At 63.4% G+C, this 19,751-nt stretch carries 20 protein-coding genes and 1 pseudogene; 19 read left to right on the top strand and 2 right to left on the bottom strand.

Features of this window, described 5'->3' with window-relative positions; translation table 11 throughout:
• Positions 1-655: 655 nt before the first annotated feature.
• The gene (locus CH290_RS28130) at positions 656-1,189 is read left to right on the top strand and encodes a MerR family transcriptional regulator (RefSeq protein WP_275041285.1); all 534 of its coding nucleotides are present in this window, start codon (positions 656-658) and stop codon (positions 1,187-1,189) included.
• Positions 1,190-1,241: 52 nt separating this feature from the next.
• Positions 1,242-2,246, top strand: coding sequence for a DUF6615 family protein (locus tag CH290_RS28125; RefSeq protein WP_141215919.1), 1,005 nt, complete (start codon positions 1,242-1,244; stop codon positions 2,244-2,246).
• Positions 2,247-2,380: 134 nt separating this feature from the next.
• Here CH290_RS28125 and CH290_RS28120 read toward each other — a convergent pair whose 3' ends face one another.
• Positions 2,381-3,247: a phosphoadenosine phosphosulfate reductase domain-containing protein gene (locus CH290_RS28120; protein WP_052049301.1), complete on the bottom strand. Its 867-nt coding sequence runs from the start codon at positions 3,245-3,247 to the stop codon at positions 2,381-2,383.
• 823 nt (positions 3,248-4,070) lie between these two features.
• Here CH290_RS28120 and CH290_RS28115 point away from each other — a divergent pair.
• The 4 genes from CH290_RS28115 (at position 4,071) to CH290_RS28095 (ending at position 7,842) form a co-directional block, all read left to right on the top strand.
• Positions 4,071-5,069, top strand: coding sequence for a MinD/ParA family ATP-binding protein (locus tag CH290_RS28115; protein ID WP_327213655.1), 999 nt, complete (start codon positions 4,071-4,073; stop codon positions 5,067-5,069).
• A gap of 750 nt (positions 5,070-5,819) precedes the next feature.
• Positions 5,820-6,269, top strand: coding sequence for a hypothetical protein (locus tag CH290_RS28105; RefSeq protein ID WP_032364830.1), 450 nt, complete (start codon positions 5,820-5,822; stop codon positions 6,267-6,269).
• Positions 6,266-7,126, top strand: a complete 861-nt coding sequence (locus CH290_RS28100; RefSeq protein ID WP_032364831.1) for a hypothetical protein — start codon at positions 6,266-6,268, stop codon at positions 7,124-7,126. Before CH290_RS28105 ends, CH290_RS28100 begins: the two co-directional genes overlap by 4 nt.
• On the top strand, positions 7,126-7,842 hold the full coding sequence (locus tag CH290_RS28095) for a hypothetical protein (protein WP_032364832.1): 717 nt from the start codon (positions 7,126-7,128) through the stop codon (positions 7,840-7,842). Before CH290_RS28100 ends, CH290_RS28095 begins: the two co-directional genes overlap by 1 nt.
• 302 nt (positions 7,843-8,144) lie before the next feature.
• Here the strand turns inward: CH290_RS28095 and CH290_RS31235 are convergent, their stop codons facing one another.
• Positions 8,145-8,561: a WhiB family transcriptional regulator gene (locus CH290_RS31235; protein WP_230591896.1), complete on the bottom strand. Its 417-nt coding sequence runs from the start codon at positions 8,559-8,561 to the stop codon at positions 8,145-8,147.
• A 256-nt stretch (positions 8,562-8,817) separates the two neighbouring features.
• Between CH290_RS31235 and CH290_RS28085 the strand changes: the two genes are divergently transcribed.
• From CH290_RS28085 to CH290_RS28025, 13 genes and pseudogenes are all read left to right on the top strand, one after another.
• Positions 8,818-9,918, top strand: coding sequence for an ATP-binding protein (locus CH290_RS28085; RefSeq protein WP_032364833.1), 1,101 nt, complete (start codon positions 8,818-8,820; stop codon positions 9,916-9,918).
• Positions 9,915-11,174, top strand: coding sequence for a vWA domain-containing protein (locus tag CH290_RS28080; protein WP_032364834.1), 1,260 nt, complete (start codon positions 9,915-9,917; stop codon positions 11,172-11,174). The genes CH290_RS28085 and CH290_RS28080 overlap by 4 nt, the downstream gene beginning before the upstream one ends.
• Positions 11,171-11,359: a hypothetical protein gene (locus CH290_RS28075; protein ID WP_032364835.1), complete on the top strand. Its 189-nt coding sequence runs from the start codon at positions 11,171-11,173 to the stop codon at positions 11,357-11,359. The genes CH290_RS28080 and CH290_RS28075 overlap by 4 nt, the downstream gene beginning before the upstream one ends.
• Positions 11,356-12,558 (top strand): hypothetical protein, encoded by a 1,203-nt coding sequence (locus CH290_RS28070; RefSeq protein ID WP_032364836.1) that lies wholly within the window; start codon positions 11,356-11,358, stop codon positions 12,556-12,558. The genes CH290_RS28075 and CH290_RS28070 overlap by 4 nt, the downstream gene beginning before the upstream one ends.
• A gap of 50 nt (positions 12,559-12,608) precedes the next feature.
• On the top strand, positions 12,609-13,904 hold the full coding sequence (locus CH290_RS28065; protein WP_032364837.1) for an AAA family ATPase: 1,296 nt from the start codon (positions 12,609-12,611) through the stop codon (positions 13,902-13,904).
• 29 nt (positions 13,905-13,933) lie between these two features.
• Positions 13,934-14,269 (top strand): hypothetical protein, encoded by a 336-nt coding sequence (locus CH290_RS28060; protein WP_032364838.1) that lies wholly within the window; start codon positions 13,934-13,936, stop codon positions 14,267-14,269.
• Positions 14,270-14,945: 676 nt separating this feature from the next.
• Positions 14,946-15,248 carry a hypothetical protein gene (locus CH290_RS28055; RefSeq protein WP_032364839.1) on the top strand — a complete coding sequence of 101 codons (303 nt, stop codon included), beginning with the start codon at positions 14,946-14,948 and terminating at the stop codon, positions 15,246-15,248.
• A gap of 343 nt (positions 15,249-15,591) precedes the next feature.
• Positions 15,592-15,999: a hypothetical protein gene (locus CH290_RS28050; RefSeq protein ID WP_032364840.1), complete on the top strand. Its 408-nt coding sequence runs from the start codon at positions 15,592-15,594 to the stop codon at positions 15,997-15,999.
• Positions 16,000-16,150: 151 nt separating this feature from the next.
• Positions 16,151-16,471, top strand: a complete 321-nt coding sequence (locus tag CH290_RS28045) for a hypothetical protein (RefSeq protein ID WP_015586223.1) — start codon at positions 16,151-16,153, stop codon at positions 16,469-16,471.
• A complete protein-coding gene (locus CH290_RS28040; protein ID WP_032364841.1) occupies positions 16,468-17,187 on the top strand; it encodes an HNH endonuclease family protein in 720 nt (239 codons plus the stop codon). The genes CH290_RS28045 and CH290_RS28040 overlap by 4 nt, the downstream gene beginning before the upstream one ends.
• 20 nt (positions 17,188-17,207) lie before the next feature.
• Entirely contained in the window at positions 17,208-17,396 is a 189-nt protein-coding gene (locus CH290_RS28035; protein ID WP_139278549.1) for a hypothetical protein, read from the top strand.
• Positions 17,396-18,350 (top strand): annotated as a pseudogene (locus tag CH290_RS28030) (DUF5131 family protein). The gene CH290_RS28035 and the pseudogene CH290_RS28030 overlap by 1 nt, the downstream one beginning before the upstream one ends.
• On the top strand, positions 18,347-19,750 hold the full coding sequence (locus CH290_RS28025; protein WP_032364842.1) for a DNA cytosine methyltransferase: 1,404 nt from the start codon (positions 18,347-18,349) through the stop codon (positions 19,748-19,750). The pseudogene CH290_RS28030 and the gene CH290_RS28025 overlap by 4 nt, the downstream one beginning before the upstream one ends.
• The last annotated feature ends 1 nt before the right edge of the window (position 19,751 follow it).

Here is a 19,751-nt window from a genome sequence, read left to right as displayed (position 1 = left end):
GGCATATGACATCTGCGAAACAGGTTGTATGGCAGTGATTGTCAGGGCGCAGGTATGCGCTAGATCCGGGTTCACGGCCACCGGAAGCGCGGGAGATCGCGAATGCTGAACGTCGGCAGGGCGACGGTGGTGGCCGAACACTGTCCGACACGCCCGTGGGATCAAGCTTCGTAGAATTCCCCTATTCGGGGAATTCTACGTTCCGTTCAAGACCTCCGCCATCGGTGCCACAATCGTTACGGTGCGGCGATGAACAGCATCACGCCCCATGAAATGACCCCACTCAGCCCGATTGCATCGGCAGGTTTGCTCGGACGAGCGGCGACGACGTGCTGAACTTCTGCTCCCTGGTAGTGGCAGTCACTGCCGTTATAGCGATCCGTTCCTTCACGGAGTTCCGATCCAGGCGGGTCACGATAGCCGTCTTCCTCGCGGTGTTTCTGCTCTTCAGGTTCGGTGTTCCTCGTCTTACGCCGTTCATCGGATGGCTGCTCGGTTTGTCCACCGAGTAACGGTGCGGGCCAAACGTGCAGAGCTGGCCCGCTGGCCGGGAGAGAAAGGAGAGTGATGTCGAGCGGTATCGTGCATCGAACGATCGATTAAAGGGTGGGTGCGAGTTGTGAGCTGCAGCGAACAGGGTTCGTTCGAGGACATCGTGCCGGGGCTTTTCAAGACCTCGAACGGCATCGCCGACGACGCCGTGAACGGGTGTCCGGGGTACAAATCGCCCCAGGTCCAGCAAGTGACTGGGGTAACGTACCGCCAGCTCGACTACTGGGCCCGTACAGGGCTTGTGTCACCGTCGATCCGCGCTGCATCCGGTTCGGGATCGCAAAGGATGTATGCCTTCTCCGATATCGTGGTGGTCAAAGTGATTCGTCGCCTGCTCGAGGCCGGAGTGTCTTTGCAAAATGTACGCATTGCGATCGAGTGCCTGCGTGCGCGTGACGCCCAGGGTCTGGCATCTGTGACCCTGCTCTGCGACGGTATTTCGGTGTACGAGTGCACATCTGACGACGAGATTGTGGACTTGTTACGCGGTGGGCAGGGCGTGTTCGGCATCGCGCTCGGGCATACAGTCGCGGACGTGGCTGCCGATATCCGTGCGCTCCCTGCAGTCGCTGCGGGAAGCGGCAAGGTCGCCGGGATCGACGAACTGCGATCGCGACGCGACCGCAGGACCGCTTGAAATCGACTACGGAATGAGTAGACACCCTCGGACCAACCATATGGTCCATGCAATGAATTTCGCTGCTTCCGACACGTGGGACCTGATGGAGACGGGAATTGCAGGCGGCATCGGACCTGGAGAAGAGACGCTCACCGATCTCAATTTGATTCGGTTGCAGACTCACATTCCGTCGTTGCGAGTGACGAAGTTCGACAAGGCTGTCGAAGCGGGAAACGGCGCAGATTGGGAGTGGTGGATCGGTTCTTCGGCCGAGGAGCGGTGGATCAAGCTCCGAATTCAAGCGAAACGCGCAAGTCACGATGCCGACATGTACGAGCAGCTCGGACACACAGTGAAGGGAGTCAAGCAATACGACAACCTGATCTTCAAGAGCCTGACCGAAGATGCAATTCCGCTGTACGTCTTTTTCAACGGGTGGCCCGAGGACAGGTTTCTCGTGGGAGGCCACTATCACGATGCGATCGCACAAAACCTCAGAGCGGTGCACGGTGGGCACGTTCCGTACCCGTTGTGGGGCTCGTTGGACTGGGGGTGTGCAATAGCCGCGGCGCAGAAAGTCAAAGCGATCCACGGCGATCCATCGGTATCGGACTTCCCGGCGGCTCTCATCCCCAGGAGACGCCGCAAAAACAAGCGCTACATCCCCCGCTATCTCGTGCACTCGACCCCCTGGGCATACCTCCTGCACTCCGGATCTGGAGGCGCGACACCCACAATTCGACAGGTGGCCGAAAATCTTCACCATATGGAGGGAAACAGATCGCCGCTCACCGACGACGCCTTCGAGGAAATGACCCATCCTCTGCCGTCAAGAGCAGCCGAGCAGGCCGCCTACAACGGCGGGTTCTCGATCCGGAAATCTCTCACCACAGTCGATGAAGCGCGCCATGCTGAACGTCTCGTCACCGCGAGGGAATTCGCTCGCGAGATCGGCAGAGACGATCTCGTGGGTCGGATGCTGAACCTGACAGATGAGACCGAGCGGACAGGACCGGGATATCGACTGTTGTTGGAGCTCAACCCTGAAAGCTCATTTTTCATGAGCCAGGGATAGCGGCGGTCGCCGGATGTGAGATCTCCTGGTTCGACACGAAAAAGTAGTCGGAGGCCACCGTGTGGTGTGCCTCCGACTCACCCTGTGCAATCTCAGTACCAGGAATGCTACACGCGCACAGTCGATATGGCGATCTACACGAACTCGCGTATTCGAGGGAGCACTGCGGCGATCTCCTCGAACAGGCTCGGCCAACCTCGACGCAGACGAGTGACCCTGCCCGATTCGAGAAAATTTCCGTCGAGAATGTGTGAAACCCGCAGATTCGCTGCAGGTGCGCCCAGCGCGGCCAGTTTGGCGTAGACAGGGTTGCTCGGAAGCTCGTGCTGATGGGAATAGGCCAGCACATCGTCCGCGGACCAGTCCCACACCGGACCATAGGCCACAGTTCCATCGTTGCGGCGAACCGTCCCCCCGTGGTGTCGACGCTGCTCCGCTTTGTTGCTGCAGCAGCTCGCGCCTTGGCAGCGCTCGTTGATCTCACGTGCGAGAGCGGAGTAGTACATCGACCACCTGCCGGTTCCTTTCCTGGATTCGTCTGCCCGCACGCCCCAGACCTCCCCGTCACCGAATTTGGTGTGCGCAGCCCGGGCAGGCTGCGCAATCAAGGTCTCGAAGCCTCGCGCGGGTACATGAGCCGACGGGCTACCGCCGTGGTCCCATTCCCCGGTCCGGGCCATCACAGTCAACAGCGTTGGTTCAGCGCGAATGATGTGCAGGTCCAGTCCCAGCTTCGTCGCAATCTGCTCGACGTAGGCGTAGGTCTCGGGGTATTCGAGACCGGAATCGAAAAAAGCTACCGGGACATCTGGGTCCGCCTGACGGGCGAGATCAACAGCAACGACGGAATCCTTTCCACCGCTGAATGCGACGTACCCATCGAATTCGTCGAGGTGTTCGGCCACGCGATCGACGATCGTCGAAATGTCATGTCGCGAGGATCGAAGGGACCGCAGGCGAGTGAGATCGAGGCCGTCGAAATCGTTGCTACGCACCGCCACAACGATAGTCGGGACACGGACACTTCAGACTGGACGAAGCAGAAGCTGCTACCCCGAACAGGCGGAATTACCGGTTACACAATGGGCGTCCGTGTGGTCGCTCGGCAGCAGTTTTCGGGTTGTTCGAGGTGTCCGGTGCCGGTGTTATGTTCGCCCGGATATCGTCCGTTGAATGAGCAAGAGGAAGAGGTGGCGACCGATGAGTCCCACAGAGTCCGACCCAGGCAGCGCGTTGCCCCGGTGGGTAGTTGATCCGTCGGCGGCGAACAATGCGACCGATCAGTCGAACGATTCCGAGCCAGAAGGGGGGTCGGAAGATCGCCACGATGGGCAGGACAGTGACCTCCTCCAGGACTCAGGTGCAGGTCAGCCAGAACCCGCCCGTGAACAGCCTGTAGCCAGCGAATTCGTGCCAATCGACGCACCCAGAATCGCAGCCGACAACGCTGATGAAAACGTGTCAAAAAACGTACCCCAAGCCCGGTCCAAAGTCGCATCCGAAATCGTGCCGAGAGACCGGCCCAGCGCCGCACCCAGCAGCTCCCCCTCGGCGAGCCAGCCCAATTCTGGTGCTCATCGACCCACCTCGGAGCCGGCCCCACGGCCGCCGCGCGTCAACGATGGTCAGGTACCAATACCGGACCGGCCCTCGGCCTGGCCAGGGCAGGGCGGCTCCGCACCCGCTGTTGAGCAATGGCACACCAACAAGTCGGCCGGCAGTTCAGCACCGACATCTCACCCGGAGCCAACAAGCGCCCCCGACTCTCCGGCAGTGACAGCTCATCGCCCCTTCACCTCGCAGCCCGTTCAGTTGGTAGAACCAGTGCCCACAGCAATTCCGACAGCAAGGCCGACAGCAGCTGTTGCCCCTCCGCGGTCGATCGACGAACTGGAGCTGATCCGCCGTGCGCAACTGCCACCTAGCAAAGGTTGGCGACGATGGCTCTACCGACTCTCCTTCGGTTCAGCCAATCCCGGCCAGTCGCCGGCTGAACTCGAGTACGAGCAGCTCCTGCGCCGCGTACGGCAACCGGTTCGAGGGAACTACAAGATCGCAGTCCTCTCCATGAAGGGCGGGGTCGGAAAAACAACCACGACAACAGGGCTTGGATCGACCTTCGCAGCACTGCGGGGCGACCGCGTCATTGCCTATGACGCCAACCCAGATTTCGGGACGCTCGCGTACCGCATTCACCGAGACAGTGACCGCACAGTGCGAGACTTGCTCGCGGACAAAGAAGTACACAGCTACTCCGACGTACGGAGCTACACCTCGCAAGCGCGAAGCAGGCTCGAAGTTCTTGCAAGCGAGCGTGATCCGTCCGTTTCCGAAGCATTCAACGAGCACGACTACACCGCCGCACTGCGCATCCTCGAACAGTTCTACAACATCATCTTGACCGATTGCGGCACCGGTCTCATGAACTCGGCCATGGCAGGCGTCCTCAAAGAAGCCGACGCACTGGTCCTGGTCTCCTCCGCAGCCAAGGACGGAGCACGCAGCGCTGGGGCGACCCTCGAATGGCTGTCGCGACACGGCTTCGACGACCTGGTCAAACGCACCGTCGTCGTCATCAACGAATCACGGAAGGGCTCGACCGCCCTCGATGTCGAGCAACTCAAGTCCTACTTCGCAGAACGCACTCGCGCCGTCCAGGTCGTCCCGTACGACGACCACCTTGCCGAAGGCGACACCATCGATCTCGAGTTACTGGGCAAGCCTGCACAACGCGCGTTCGTTGAGCTGGCTGCTCTGCTCGCCGACGACTTTCCTGCCAACGTCGGCCGGCACGCACCAGCGCCCGGCCCGAGTCCTTGGTGAGTTGGACTGTGCCGGTGAAAGTTGGCCTGTCCGTAGTGTCCGGGCGCGCCGTTAGAGTACAGATATGGCCGAACTATCAAGGGGCAGAGCAGCGCTCGACGTTGTGACGACCGCCTACGAGGCCGCGACAGGATTTGCGGTTTCGTGGCCACCAACCGGAGTTTCAGGTGACTCCGCGTGCGCGCGGTGCGGTGGCGCGACAGAAGGTTCCGGACGGCGAGTGCGTGAGACTGTGTCGAGAACGTTCACCGGGTTCGACGGGTGGGTAGACGTTGCGGCTCCTACGATGTGTCGCGTCTGCGTTTGGGTGTACACGACAACGGCACTTCGCTCGGACCTCCTGCTGGTCACCAGCGATCCACGGCGTGCCACGAAATTGTCGAAGACCCGCTTACGTCGCGTTCTGGGACAAGCGATCTCTCCGACGTCCGCCGTCGTCGTTCCGTTACGTCCTGGGCGCAAGCACATTCTTCCTCATGCCCGGTGGGGTCGGGTCGCCGTCGACGACATCGCGCTTCCATGGACAGAGCACGACGCGGAACGCCTGAGCGCAGTCGTGCGATTGCGACGGCGAGGGTTCTCCCTGGCCGCCCTTGCGCGCGCAGCGCCGGCATTCAGCACGCTCAAGAACATTCCGCATCGAACGTGGACGTCTGTGTTCGCGGATTGGGACAGCCTCGATCCGTGGCGAGAGCGGCCTGTGTACCTCGACCTCGCAGCGACGGCTTCAACGTCAACCAGAGGCACGGCATGACCCCGATCAGAGCTACGACACCGACCCAAACCTGGCTGGACGCAGCCAGCTTCCTGCCGCCCGTCACCGGTGCAGCAGCAATAGCCGAACGACTGTTGCTGCTGCTGCACTACGGAATCAACTGGGACACCGGGTGGGTGGGACGCCGGAGAGAGCTGTACTGGGACCACCACCTGCCAGACCGAGTCCGGGTCGCGACATACACCGGCGGAGCCGACCTCGATCGATGGTGGAGCACCGTGGCAACCGATCTCGAGTCAGCGCCGTCGACGAAAGAACAACGCCTCGAACTATCGGTCCTTCTACGCGAGGAATCGATACCGGTCCTGACCCTCTTACGGGAAAACACCACCGCCCTCGTACTCCGAACACGGATCGTGGCCGAAGCTGTTCAAGCGCGCCGGGCCACCACAGCGACTGCTACATCGCCCAGGAGGCAGAAGTGACCTCGACCCTGCGCTGGCAGCTCGACATCACAGCGGTCTCGGCGATCTCGCACCGCGGTGAACACAGCGCCACCACAACGACCTTGTTCCGGCGCGAAAAAATACTGCAGCCCAACGGTTCCGCAGCCTTGGTTCCGATTGTGTCCGGCAACTCCTTCCGAGGGGCGCTCCGGCGGATCGGAGAGGAGCTATTACGGGACGCCCTTGCATACGAAGGGCTTCTCAGCTTGTCTGCAGCTCACACACTTCGGAACGGGGGCAGCCTGACCAAGGTCACCGGAGAGCCACTGTCCGGCGAACGGCTCCACCGGCTCCGTACATTGAACCCACAGGTCAGCGTCTTTGGCGGCAGCGGCGGCGGTCGAATGATCGACGGCTGTCTCCGCGTGGGCAAAGTGATTCCGCACGTCCTCGAAACCGACCACCTCATGAGCCGTCCCGCACCTGACCGTGCTGTCTTGAGCCAATTCGACACCATGGCGCTCGAACGATACAGCCGGTTCGACGATTCCACCGATCATGACTTCCCCACAGTCGCCCGAACCGACGCAGCCACCGTCGACGGTAGCTCTCTGATGCGTTACGAGATCGAAACACTGCCTGCCGGTACACGATTCGAGTCCTTCTTGCGTCTCGATCGCGCAACCGATCTGGACGTGGCCTTCTTCTCCGACGTCGTCGGCAGGTTCGTCGAGTCCGGAACCATCGGCGGGCGTACAGCTATCGGACACGGTCTCGTCCGCACCAGCTTCGAGCGGACCCTTCTCGCCGGCGACGACCCGAAGGAGCTCGACTGGCGAACCCATCTTCGAGAGCGCCGTGAGGAGGCGCTGGAAGTCATGGAGGCGCTGACGTGATGAGGCCGTTTGAGGTGAAAGCACACCTGGCGGTCGGACTTGCGCATGCAGCTCCATGGGCGACGAGCCTCGATGGCTTGCTCGCATCCGAGATGTGGGAAGACGAGAAAGCCGCTGCTCGGGGCCGCGGACAGTACCTCGAAGCCGCCGGCCCCGACGAAGTGCCCGCCGATCTGGATCTGCCACTCGCTCGGTGCACTCTGGGGGGAGGCGACGACTGGCATTGGTGCGCTACATACGCCTATCCCGAAGACCCGGTCGACGCCCCGGAAATCCATCACTGGAGCGGACGCCCCGACCACCGTGCGCTCGAGCAACTCTCGAGGTACCGACCATCGGTCATCTCCGACCGGCAGGGCCGATATCGCGCACGCCAGATGCCGCTCCTACTGACCTCCACGCGGACTGTGCTCTGGCGAGGTGTCGGCGACATCGACCGGGTGAGCGCAACCCTGGCATCGATCGATGCAATCGGGAAGAAGCGCAGCCAGGGTGAGGGGCAGGTGCTGAGATGGGAAGTGCATCCCGTCGACATCGATGCCTGGTCGGCCGGCCACCTCCATCCGAACGGCCACCTCGGTCGCCTGAGCCCACGGATCTGTCTGCAGGGCAAACCAACAGTCGAAACAGGCGGTTTGGGCCGAGGCGCGATACGGCCACCGCACATGCACTGGTCGAGAATGCGCGAGGTATGCATGCCATGGACACCCCAGTGACCCGTGAATCGGCACCGGAAACGTTGCGGGACAGCAACTTGTCGGAGTCGAACGCCATACTGACAACTATGCGAATCCGAACCCTCGATGGTCCACCGCTACCTGCCGAAATCTTGGCCCATGCGGCGCGCGCGGTCGTTCTTGCGGACCTTCTCGCCGGCCAAGACATCTCCTGCGGCGAGAAGCTTTCAGCGAGGAGCGACGCAAGTCGAGACGCTTCAACAATCAACCGCGGTTGACCGCGCCGACTATAACGGGGTCGGCATCACCGGGCAGGTTTGACCGGCGACTCGCGCGTTGATTCACGCTGTGCGGGAGCGTATTCGGTACACCTGCCGGGTGGTGATTCCGAGCTGGCTTGCGATGGACTCGACTGGGACGTTCTGGGCCGAAAGCGTGGCTATCGTGAGCGCCTGTTGTTGATGCCGGGTAGGCCGGCTCTCTGTGGCTGTGGTGTGCTGAAGCTCTTGGCGCTCTCGTGGTGTCTTTCCGCCCCAAATGCCGTGCTGTTCGTTGTACGTCAGTGCATGGGCGAGGCAAGCAGCTCTGGCGGGGCATTCTGCGCAGACCCGCTTTGCTCTGCTGGTTGCTCCACCCGGGGGCGGGAAGAACTCCTCGGGGTCTGTCTGTGCGCACAATGCGTCCGAGCGCCATGACGAAATGTCCGCCGCCGCGGGCGGGGGCAGTGGCGCGGCGATGGCTGTTTCGAGCGGTGTCACGTGTTGGGTCCTTTCTTTCGGGCGACCCGGCCTTTTTCGAGTGGGTTCGACGATATCGAGGGACCCGGACACTTCACCCAGCACACGTGGCGGTCCGGTGCTTTTTGAGCCCGGACCGCCACTGTCCCCGGCACTGAGTGCGCCGGGGACAGTGGCGGTTGGTGTGACTGGGTGAAAAGCGTTCTGGCGCGGTATGATTGAGGCGTTCTGTTGTTGGCGAGACTGACCATCTTGCCCATCTTTCGAGGAGTTTCAAATGCCGGATTTGGCGACTGCGGTAACTGTTGTGGATGCGTGCGGAAGGGCTGGTGTCCCGTCGTTGTTGATTTCGGGGCCGGGTATGGGGAAGTCGAGCCTGGTTCGAGCACTTGCTGCATCCGAAGGGGTGTTGTGCGAAACGGTCTTGGGGTCCTTGCGGGAGCCTGCCGACTTCGCAGGCCTGCCGGTAGTCCGTGAGAGTGGAGTGAGATTGGAGGCCCCGGATTGGGCGCGACGGCTACATGCAGAGGGCGGGGGCTACCTCTTTCTGGACGAGCTGACCACGAGTCCACCGGCCGTTCAGGCTGCGATGCTGGCAGTCGCACTGGATTTGAAGGTGGGTGATCTGCAACTGCCGAAGGAGACTCGGGTCATCGCAGGTGCAAATCCGCCCGATTGCGCAGCAGGGGGGTACGAGTTGGAGGCCCCCTTGGCAAACCGCTTCTGCCACATCGAGTTCACGCCGTCTGTCGATGAATGGCTCGACGGCATGGCCACGGGTTGGGCAAGCACAGCCTATTCGCGTGCGGTGACCAGCGACGAGCAGCGGGAGGCGTTGGTGCGCAGTTCCATCATCGGGTACATCCAGCGTGCACCCGAGGCGCTCGATGCGTTCCCGAAGGTCGGAGTGCAGACAGGTGGCGCATGGCCGTCTCGGCGCACCTGGTCGATGCTCGCGAAGGTGTTGCCACATCTTCGCGACGATGACAACGCCGCGACCAACGCGGTGGTGTTCGGCCTGATCGGGGAAGGCACCGGTGTCGAGTTCCTCGAATGGCGTCGCAACGCCGACCTCCCCGACCCCGTAGCCGTTGTCGAAAACCCCGAGACAGCGTTCGATTGGCGCTCGCGTCCTGATCTGGTGTGGGCCGTGCTGTCCGGTGTGACGGCGTGGGCGGCCTCGCGCGGCACTGTCGAAGCGTGGCGCAACGCCTGGGGTCCGCTGATTGCCGCCGCCGAGGCAGGAGCGCCCGACGTAGCCGGGGCTGCGGCACGAACCCTGGCGAAAGCGCGACCGGCGAAGGCCTCCGTTCCGGCCAGCGCGCGCCGATTTGCACCGATGCTGGTGGCAGCGGGCTTGGTCGAGGCAGCGGCATGAGCGGTGTGCGCGCGCTCGAACCGGCTGAAATGCGAGCGTTCCGACTCGCACGGCTGGTGTCGGCCGAACACATGCCCTACTTCATGCGCGCCCTGTTCGCAGCCCAACCCGTGGCGGCACCGGGCCTGGGTACCTTCGCGGTGGATGCTCGGTGGCGGCTGTACTTGGACCCGGATCTGTTGATCGGGCCTTGCGCATGGCCGGTGCCGATGGTCGGTGCAGTGCTACTGCACGAGGTCGGGCATCTGTTGCGGGCACATGCTGACCGCGCCGCCGCTCTGGGGAAGCCCATCGATCACCTGGTGTGGAACTTCGCGGCCGACGCCGAAATCAACGACGACCTGTTGGCTGCGGGAGTCGGCCTGCCCGAAGGGGTGATCACCCCTCAATCGTTCGGCTGCCTTCCCGGAGACACAGCCGAGCAGTACTACGACTACCTACGTGACCCGGTTGTGCAACCGATTGCCGTCGAACTCGCTGGCGCTGAAGGCGATCCGGGATGCGGATCAGGATCGGGGTGCCCTGCGGTCCCCGGCGAACTCATCGGCTCGGGAGAAGTGATCACGGAGGGACTGGACAATGCGGAAGCGGACCTGGTGCGCCGATCTGTCGCGCAGGCAGTTCGCGAAGCAGCTGGTACCGGTCGAGGTAGTGCCCCGGCGGGACTGGTCCGGTGGGCAGCTGATGTTCTCGCCCCGCCGACTGTGGCGTGGGATCGTCTGCTACGGGCCGTAATTCGGCGTGCGTTGGCAGAGCAGGCGGGTAGGACGAACTATTCGTACTCCCGTCCCTCCCGTCGTCGCATTCCTGGAATCGTCGCCCCGGCTATGCGGGGGCCGTCGATCACGGTTTCGCTCGTCATCGACACGTCCGGGTCGATGACGAGCGCAGACCTCGATGCCGCGATGGGCGAAGTGGCGGGAGTTCTCAAAGCTGGTGGCATCGCACGCGACCGGGTTCGGATTCTGGCGTGTGACGCCAAATCCACTACGGCACAACACGTACGATCGGTCGCTGATGTGACGTTGGTTGGTGGTGGCGGAACCGATATGAGGGTGGGAATCGCCGCAGCCAACGCTGCGCGCCCTGCACCCCACGTCGTCGTGGTGCTGACCGATGGCGATACACCCTGGCCCGACCGGCCCACGAGGTCGCACCTGGTGTGCGCAATCATCGGCGGCGTCCAGGGTAGGGGCGTCACACCGGCATGGGCATCGACGGTGCACGTGCCAGTCGGATCGGGGGCCACGCGATGAACGAAAGCGGACCCGTGGAACTGCTCAAGTACGCAGACAGGGTGCTCACCGGCACTGGAATCGCCGCCGCCGATATCCGCATCGTCGTCGCCAGCGCAGCGGCCGACGCCGCCACAATGGCGTTGCGCGCAGGGTGGGAGTGCGCGAGCAACGCCCTGATCCTCGTCGACGGTGACGAGCGATGAGCGTGGAGTGGTTCGACCTCGCGCAACGCCTCTACGCCGCCGAGAAGATGCAACCGGTCCCTCGGCTGGCACATGCAACCTTCAAGCCGTCCACGACCGCAGTGGCCGTGCGTGCGGTCACGCGAGGAACAACGCTGGCCGTGTCCGTCGCTCGAGATGGATGCACCGAAGAGTCCGCGCACGACACCGAGGCTCTGGCCCTGCTCGCTCGCAACGGGGCAACGACGGTGGGTACGGCTGAACCGGCCATGCTGCTCACTGATGACGCCGCGACGATACCGAGCCTGCTGGCCCTGGCGCGTGCGCACGCCCACCACCCTGATCCGGACATAGCGGGGGCTGCCGCCATGATCGGATGGTGGGCCGATCGGGCCGACCATCCCGGAACGTCGGCGGTGATCGATCTGGTTGCTGCGTCGTCCTCGCGTCTGGTCCTCGGCACTGCGCCCGACGCCGAGCGAGCGGCCCGAACATGGCGTTCCTGGCTCGGCATTACCGACGAGAGCGTCGCAGGCCTGCATGAGTGGGCAGCGTGCATCGCAACGGGACCGCTGTTGCCGCTTCTCGATCCGATACACGACGATGACCGATACTCCTGGGATCGGACATTGTCGGCCACGACTGCGGGCCACGACTGGTCACGGCCGGACAACTCAGCTAGTGCAGCCATGGGACTACGGACCCGATGCGATGCCGCCGACCTCAAAGCCGCTGCGTTGCTGAGTGATCCACTGTGGCGAGTACGAGCGCTGCACACGGGACACGTGGCCCAGGGCATCGCATCGGTGGCGGCACCGCCGACAGGTTCACGCCGCCGCAACGTTTCGGTGTCGGTGACCTGCGACCGGCTGGACTCGAGGATGCGGGTTGATTCGGCAGTTACGGGATGGGTCGGATCAGCACTCGATCAATTCTTCGAGCGCTTCTCTGCCGACGTCACGTCCGCACAGGTGGTCAACGGCAAACTGACGCTCGGTCTCGGCTCGGTCGGAGCGCACGCACCGAACGACGGAGACCAGGTGACCTTGATGCCCCAACCGCCTTCACCGGCGACGATGCGAGCAGGACGGGCGAGGTACTGGAATCTGTACCGCGCTCGCCGTTCCTGGCTTTCGACCGGACAAGCCCCGAGCGCCGTGCGCCGCGAAGTCCCGCTCGATGTCCTGATAGCGGGTGCAGAGGATGTCCAGGATCACTAGGGGATCAAAAATGTTCACTGACAACACATTAGAAGAAGAACGGCACAACAATGCGTATCGTCGCACCCCGAACGGACACCCCGAAAACCGCCGCAACACCTTTCACGGGAACCGAACCGTCATCGCCCGCCCACTGGCCCGGATCACAGATCATGGCCGACCCGATCACTGCACGCGTGCTGTTCTCTGTGTGGTCCGGAGACCCCGCCGTCGTCGTCCCGTCACCACCGGGCGCAGGAAAAACTCGACTGGTCGCGTTGCTCGCCGCCGCCTTGGCCCATCGCGCAGACCTACGGGTGGGTATCGCGGCGCAAACCCGAGAACAAGCCGTGGAAATCGCACGTCGGCTCGGCGCGCTGACAGATCGAGCAGCGTTGATCTGGAAAGCGAAAGCGCCCCTCCCCGACAGTGGAAACACTCCCGTAGTGGCAGGACGAAAAGTGCGGTGGTCGAATGAGACTGGCGCAATTCTCATCGGTACCACGGCGCGGTGGCTCTTCTCGGACCCGGACCGAATCGGTGCCGATGTGTTGATCGTGGACGAAGCATGGCAATGCACCTACGCCGATCTGGGGGCGCTCGGCGCGATGGCTCGACAGGTCGTCTGCGTCGGAGACCCCGGACAGATCGATCCGGTGGTCACAGGAGACGTATCGCGGTGGGAGGGCAGCGAGACCGCACCGAACCTGCCTGCCCCCCTCGCTCTGCAAGCAGCTCACGGCGATTCGGTCGGCGTGGTCCGTCTGCAACACACCTGGCGTCTCGGCGCGAGGACAACGGCCCTCATTCAACCGCTGTTCTACCCCGGCCTGCCTTTTACTTCCCGTCGCCCACCGGAGCATCTGACCGATTCCAGCGGCCCCGACCTGCCTGAACTCGCGCATCGGCCAGTGCGGGTCATCGGAGGCCCAACCGACCCCGTCCTGGCCACACAGTGCGCCCTGCGCGCGCGAGAACTGCTGGACGCCGATGTGACCACACCGGACGGGCAGCGGGCCATGACAGCGGCGGACCTGGCTGTCGTCGTCCCTCATGTCACGCAGGCTGCCGCTGTCCGGGCCTTGCTCTCGGATCACCCCGACGTACTTGTCGGCACCGCAAACTCTCTGCAAGGCCTCGAACGCGCCGCCGTTGTCGTGTTGCACCCGCTTGCCGGGTACCGGACAGCCGAGCCGTTCAATCTCGACTCCGGCAGAGCGTGCGTGATGCTCACCCGCCACCGAGCCCACATGACCGTGGTCATCGATGACGCCACCGCCCACGTCCTCCAACACGCCGAACCATCCCCGGCTCACGCCATCCATACCGGCCTGATGGCCGCACTGCACTGCACGCCCATCGTGTAGCGATTCCCACAAAAAGAAAGGCACACAACATGTCCGACGCATCTATCGAGTACAAGGCCGAGCGACTACCTGGCATCGAGACGTCGAAAGAACTCCGCGCATCGGTCGAGGGACGCGAGCGTCCGCGCATCGGCTACACCCTCGATACCCGAAGCCGGGACAACGGTGTTCGAGCGGCCAACGCTGCCGAAGGGCTGATCGCATACGCCAGGCCGATCGGCCTCGAAACCGAGGAGCTGACAACGGTGTTCGGAGACTTTCTGGGCGACCTGCGGCACCTTGCCGACGCCGTCGGCGTCGATTGGGACGCCGTGGACGAACGCGGTCAAGACCACTACCGCTGCGAGCTGTACGGGACCGAGTAGGGGACGCCTTGGGGAGAGGAGTGAGCGGCGGTTCGGTGCGCCGGGTCGCTGCTCGCCCCAGGCCCGTCCCCGGCACTGGGTGCGCCGGGGACGTTTTCGCTGCTGAGCCCTAGCGAACTCCGGGTCCGGTGGGTAGTGTCCTGGCGTATCGGCTTGGTGGGTGGTTCCACGAAGCCGCGGCGTCGACCATTTCGTTGTTGTCGCCGTTTTCACCAGATGAGCGGACTGACCATCCGACTTCCGAGAAGAGCAGAGGTGTGTCGAATATGAGAGTCCTCGTCCGGATCGACGGTAGGAATCATGGACCTGCGAGCAGTTCGGGTTCGCCGCGAGACTGCGCGCTGGCCGTAGCGCGTGGTGTGGCGGCAGTGTTGGCGGTTTTTGCTGCATTTGCCGGATTGGCCTGGGCTGCACTGCTACGCCGGACCGACCATGCCGCCATCGACGGAGATCCGCGCCGTGTAGCGATGGTGTTCGCCGCTTCTTGCTCGGCGTGTGCTGTAGCAACTGGGATCGAGTGGCTGCTTCGACGCCGCAGTGGCGCAATGGATACCGATCCCGTCCAGGGTGTGCGACCACCGAGAGAGGCTTCGTCGCAGCGCCACCGGACTGTGAACTCGAACAGTCGGGCGGCAGGGGAGTTCGACAGACCGGAGCGTCTGGCCGGTGCGACATCGTGACGAGAAAATTCGCCCCCGCACTTCGGATCGAGGTGATCGTCGTCCGCGATCCAGATGGTCCTACCCACATCCAAGTCTTCGTCGACGGTGTTCCGGCTGCAGCAACACAATTTCACATCGACGCAGGAAGGGGATGGACGTGGGGCGACTGGGCCGACACACGAGACTGCGATCTCGCGGTCATCTCATCCGGAGCGCGGGGAGCGCTCGAAGACGCCTACGACGATCCCCCCGGTGGTGACGCCGTCCGCGGCAGGATCGGTGACTGGCTGGACGGCGCTGAAAGATCGGAAAATTAAGCAGCAGAGTGATATCGCGCCGCGTTGTTGGTCGCATAGCGGCACAGAGACCAGTCAGAAATTGATCGACAGACCGACCATCTGTCCCACAGAAACGGGAGTACCCATGCAATCCTCGATCTCGACAACGCGGCCGCCCTCGGTCGACCTCTCACCGCACGCACGAGCTGCCGGCAGTACCGGCTGCAGCTCGAACAGTAAGGCGCACAGCGCCATCGCCAGCGAAGTCCATCGCCGGATGCAACACGGCCTGTCTGAGAGGTACTTTGCTGCTACTCCGAACGCCGCCGACCGCTTCCGACCAACCGTTCCTGACCATGAGCTGACGGACCACGTTTTCGAGGTGGTTTTCGGATTGCGGTGGCGGCAGGTGTTCGACTTGGCGCGCACCCTCGACGTCGAGTCCGATCTGCTGGAAACCGCACCGGAGACGGTCAGCGCCGCGTGGTGGTGCGCACCCGGCTGGCGGAAAGCGACACACGCTGCCCACACGGCGGCCTGCGGCGACAATCGGCGTCACGAACTCACAGCGACCATGAACCTGCTCGGCGTCCTCGGATGCGGGGCTGCCAGAGTCGCTGCCCGCGATGTCGGCCGAGGCTTGGTCGTACGAGATCTGATCGGTTCCGATTTCACTCAAGAGCACTACGACTACCTGACCGGGCCGTGGCGTCGCAACGTCGGCCCGGTCCATCCCGGCGACCGGCCACTAGACCAGTACCCGACGGCCCCGAACTCGCAACGCTTGTGACACCCGGGCGCATATTGCCCGCCCGGTGCGGCCACAGGAGAACGCTCCTGGGGTGCGATTCAGTGGCCGGCTGTCACAGACCTCACCGCGACGCTATCTACCCCGTGCAGGACTGCGTTTGCTATCGCGCTCACTACGAAAGGACTCCCTGATGGACCCACAATCCGGCCGAGACGGCCTCATCCACGACGTAGAGCGCCACCTCGCGGCCGAAGATGGCCGCCGCGAGGCTCGCACTGTTGCGCTTGCATGTGTCGGCTACGTCGTCGGCATGCTCGCGATCTTCAACGGGGCTCTGCCGATCGTGAAGGATCTGGTCACCGTCAGTTTGGTCATCTCCTTGGCCGGCACGTTGCTCGCTGCCTTCTCGGCTCTGACTCTGGCACTACTGCATCGTTGGTCAGACCGTTCGGACCGTAGGCGGCGCGGAAGCTGCGGGCATGCCGACTTGCCGGCGGAGGCGGTTCGATGAGCGCGCGCGGACGACTCCGCATCGCGGTGCCCATCGTGATGGCCGTACTCGCGGTCGGGACGTACACGTTCGGAACGCACGCCGATCCGCTCTCACGACCAGCGGTGGTCGACACCCCAGACCCAGCCGCGGCGAGCACGCCTGTACCCATCGCGCAGCTCCTCGCTCAGCTCGAAACGGTGGACTCGCTCGCAGACGTCGATGGATACGACCGATCCTGCAAGAAGGGCTCAGGGTGCGTGTTCGGCCCGGCGTGGACCGATGACTCGTCCGCCCCTGGATCGCACAACGGCTGTGACACTCGAAACGACGTCCTGGCAACCCAACTGATCGACGTCGAGTTCAAGCCCGGAACCCGCGACTGCAAAGTCGCAGCAGGGATACTCCACGACCCCTACACAGGATCGACGATCGACGACCTCGGGAAGATTCAGATCGATCACGTGTACCCGTTGGCGAGGGCGTGGGACGCAGGGGCGTGGGCCTGGTCGATCGACCAGCGAACCGCCTTCGCCAACGCCGTCGACATCAACTTGCTCGCGGTGGACGGACGTACGAATCAGCAGAAGTCGGACAAGGGAATCGACACCTGGCTGCCACCCAACGCGCCATACCAATGCCGTTACGTCACTTCGTATCTCACCGTGGCCGCGAAATACGACCTCGACATCACCAGCGCCGATGCGCAAACAGCGTCGAGCGTCTGCAGCCAATGACCCAACGTTCGGAGGACGCCATGACCGAAACCGACCCCACCACCGACACAAACGCTGTCCCGCTCCACCCCAACCCATGGATCATCACGACCGCACCTGATCGAAACAGCTACACGATCGAATTGCCCAGCAGGGGGATCTCGTTCGCGATTGACGCCGATCTACGATTCCAGCTCCTCGATGCCCTCCACGACCCGGAAGAGCGATGATGGGCGACGCCACGGCCATCGAATGGACCGACGCAACCTGGAACCCGGTCACCGGCTGCACCGCAGTCTCGTCGGGCTGCGATCATTGCTACGCCCAAACCCTCGCTGAGCGGTTCCGCGGCACACCGGGGCACTACTTCGAGCACGGATTCGACGTCGAGATGCGCCCCGGCAAGCTCGACCAGCCGCTGCGATGGAGCCGGCCACGCCGGATTTTCGTGAATTCGATGAGCGACCTCTTCCATCCAGCAATCCCGGACGACTACATCGCCCGGGTGTTCGCGGTGATCGCGCTCGCCCGCCAGCACACCTTTCAATTGCTTACCAAGAGACCCGCTCGGATGCGGGCACTGCTCCAGTCCGATGCCTTCCGCCGCGCCGTCGACGACGCCATCGCTGGCGTCGTCGCAGCCTTCCGCCCCGCCGATGTCTGGTACCAGAGCTGGCCGCTGCCGAACCTGTGGATCGGCGTCTCGGCCGAAGACCAGAAGACTGCAGACCTTGCGAGTATGGGCGCTGCTGGACACGCCTGCAGCTCTTCGGTTCGTCTCTGCCGAACCGCTCCTCGGACCGATCGACTTCACGCGCCTACGACCCAGCAGAATCGGAGGAGCGCTGACTCGCGACGGGCTCCGTTCGGTCGAAGACTCGAAATGCGGCGGCGAGCGCGAACCAGCGCTTGACTGGGTGATCGTCGGCGGTGAGTCCGGCCGCGGGGCACGGCCTATGCATCCGCGATGGGTACGAGAGATCCGGGACCAGTGCACCGCTGCCGATGTGCCCTTTCTGTTCAAGCAGTGGGGCGAGTGGGCACCAGCGGAGGTGATCGCCAGATTCCGTGACTACCACCACTTCGACGACGGCACCGAAGTTCGACGAGTCGGCCGTAAGGCCGCCGGCCGGATCCTCGACCGACGGGTGTGGGACAGCGTGCCCGACGGAGCCGGACGATGAGTGGATCGCTCGACATCACGGCATCGGACTTCTTCTGCGGTGCCGGCGGATCCACGACCGGAATGATCGCCATCCCCGGGGTGAGGGTATCGGCAGCGTCGAACCACTGGGACAAGGCAATCGAGACGCACCAGTACAACCACCAGCACACCGAGCACATCCTCGCGGACCTCTCTCAGATCACTCCGAAGCTGTTTCCTCGCACGACAATCGGATGGTTCAGCCCCGAATGCACCTGGCACTCGAATGCTCGCGGGGCCAAGCGCCTCGCCGCGCAGATCTCGTTACTGTCCGACGACCTACCGTCCGAGGCCGCCGAGCGATCGAGGGCGACGATGTGGGACGTCGTTCGGTTCACCGAGTATCACCGATACGAATTGGTTTTCGTCGAGAACGTCGTCGAGATCTACTCATGGCCTCTCTACAGGCCATGGATCGCGGCGATGCACGCCCTCGTTTACGAACATCGCCTTATCTGCCTGAATTCGATGCACTCATGGACTTTTGGGACACCAGCGCCGCAGTCCCGCGATCGCCTCTATGTGTGCTTCTGGAAGGCCGGCAACCGGGCACCTGACTTCGAGACCGTGGTCCGTCCGCCGGCAACCTGCTCTCGCTGCGGGCCCGTGCGTGCGTTGCAGGCCTGGAAGAACCCAGGGGTGGCTGTGGGTAAGTACCGTAGCCAGTACTCCTACCGGTGCCCCGCACGTGCGTGTGCGGACACCGTGCTCGAGCCCGACTGGCTCCCTGCCTCGACCATCATCGACTGGACCAAGACCGGCCAGCGGATAGGGGACCGCACTCGTCCGTTGAAGCCGAAAACGATCGCACGAATCCAGGCCGGCATCGACCGGTATTGGGCAGCTCCGCATGCCGAGGACGCGAGAGAAGCCGCGGGCACGCTGTTCGAGTATCGGCAGGCAAGATCACGGCCGTCTGAGGGGCGGGCCCCGGTGTTCGAGCCGTTCGTGTCGGTGCTGCGGGGCCAGTCGAAGAATCATCGAACCTCGGAGGCGCTGTCGACCGTATCCGCGGGCGGCCGCCATCATGCGGTGATCACCCCGTTCATCGCAGAGCTGCGAGGTGGAGGTTCGACTGCGCGATCGGTCAGCGACGCTCTCTGCACCGTGACGGCATCGGGTAACCACCATGGCTTGGTCGTGCCCGCTGCCGCTCACCATCGAAAGTCCACACGCCGACCGATCGCCGTCGAAGACCTGTCCTTCAGAATGCTCGACGTACCGGAACTCAAAGGCGCAATGGGATTTCCGTCCTCGTACGTTCTACGCGGGGGAACCAAGCAACGAGACGTCCGGATGTGCGGTAACGCTGTGACACCGCCGACCTCGCGAGACCTAGTGGGAATTGGTATTCGGAGTCTAGAGGCCGACTGTTCGTGAA

It is taken from the genome of Rhodococcus sp. 06-156-4, assembly GCF_002259345.1.
Taxonomy (GTDB): domain Bacteria; phylum Actinomycetota; class Actinomycetes; order Mycobacteriales; family Mycobacteriaceae; genus Rhodococcoides; species Rhodococcoides fascians_E.
The sequence above is the reverse complement of the archived record's forward strand: the minus strand, read 5'-3'. Positions and strand labels throughout refer to the sequence as shown.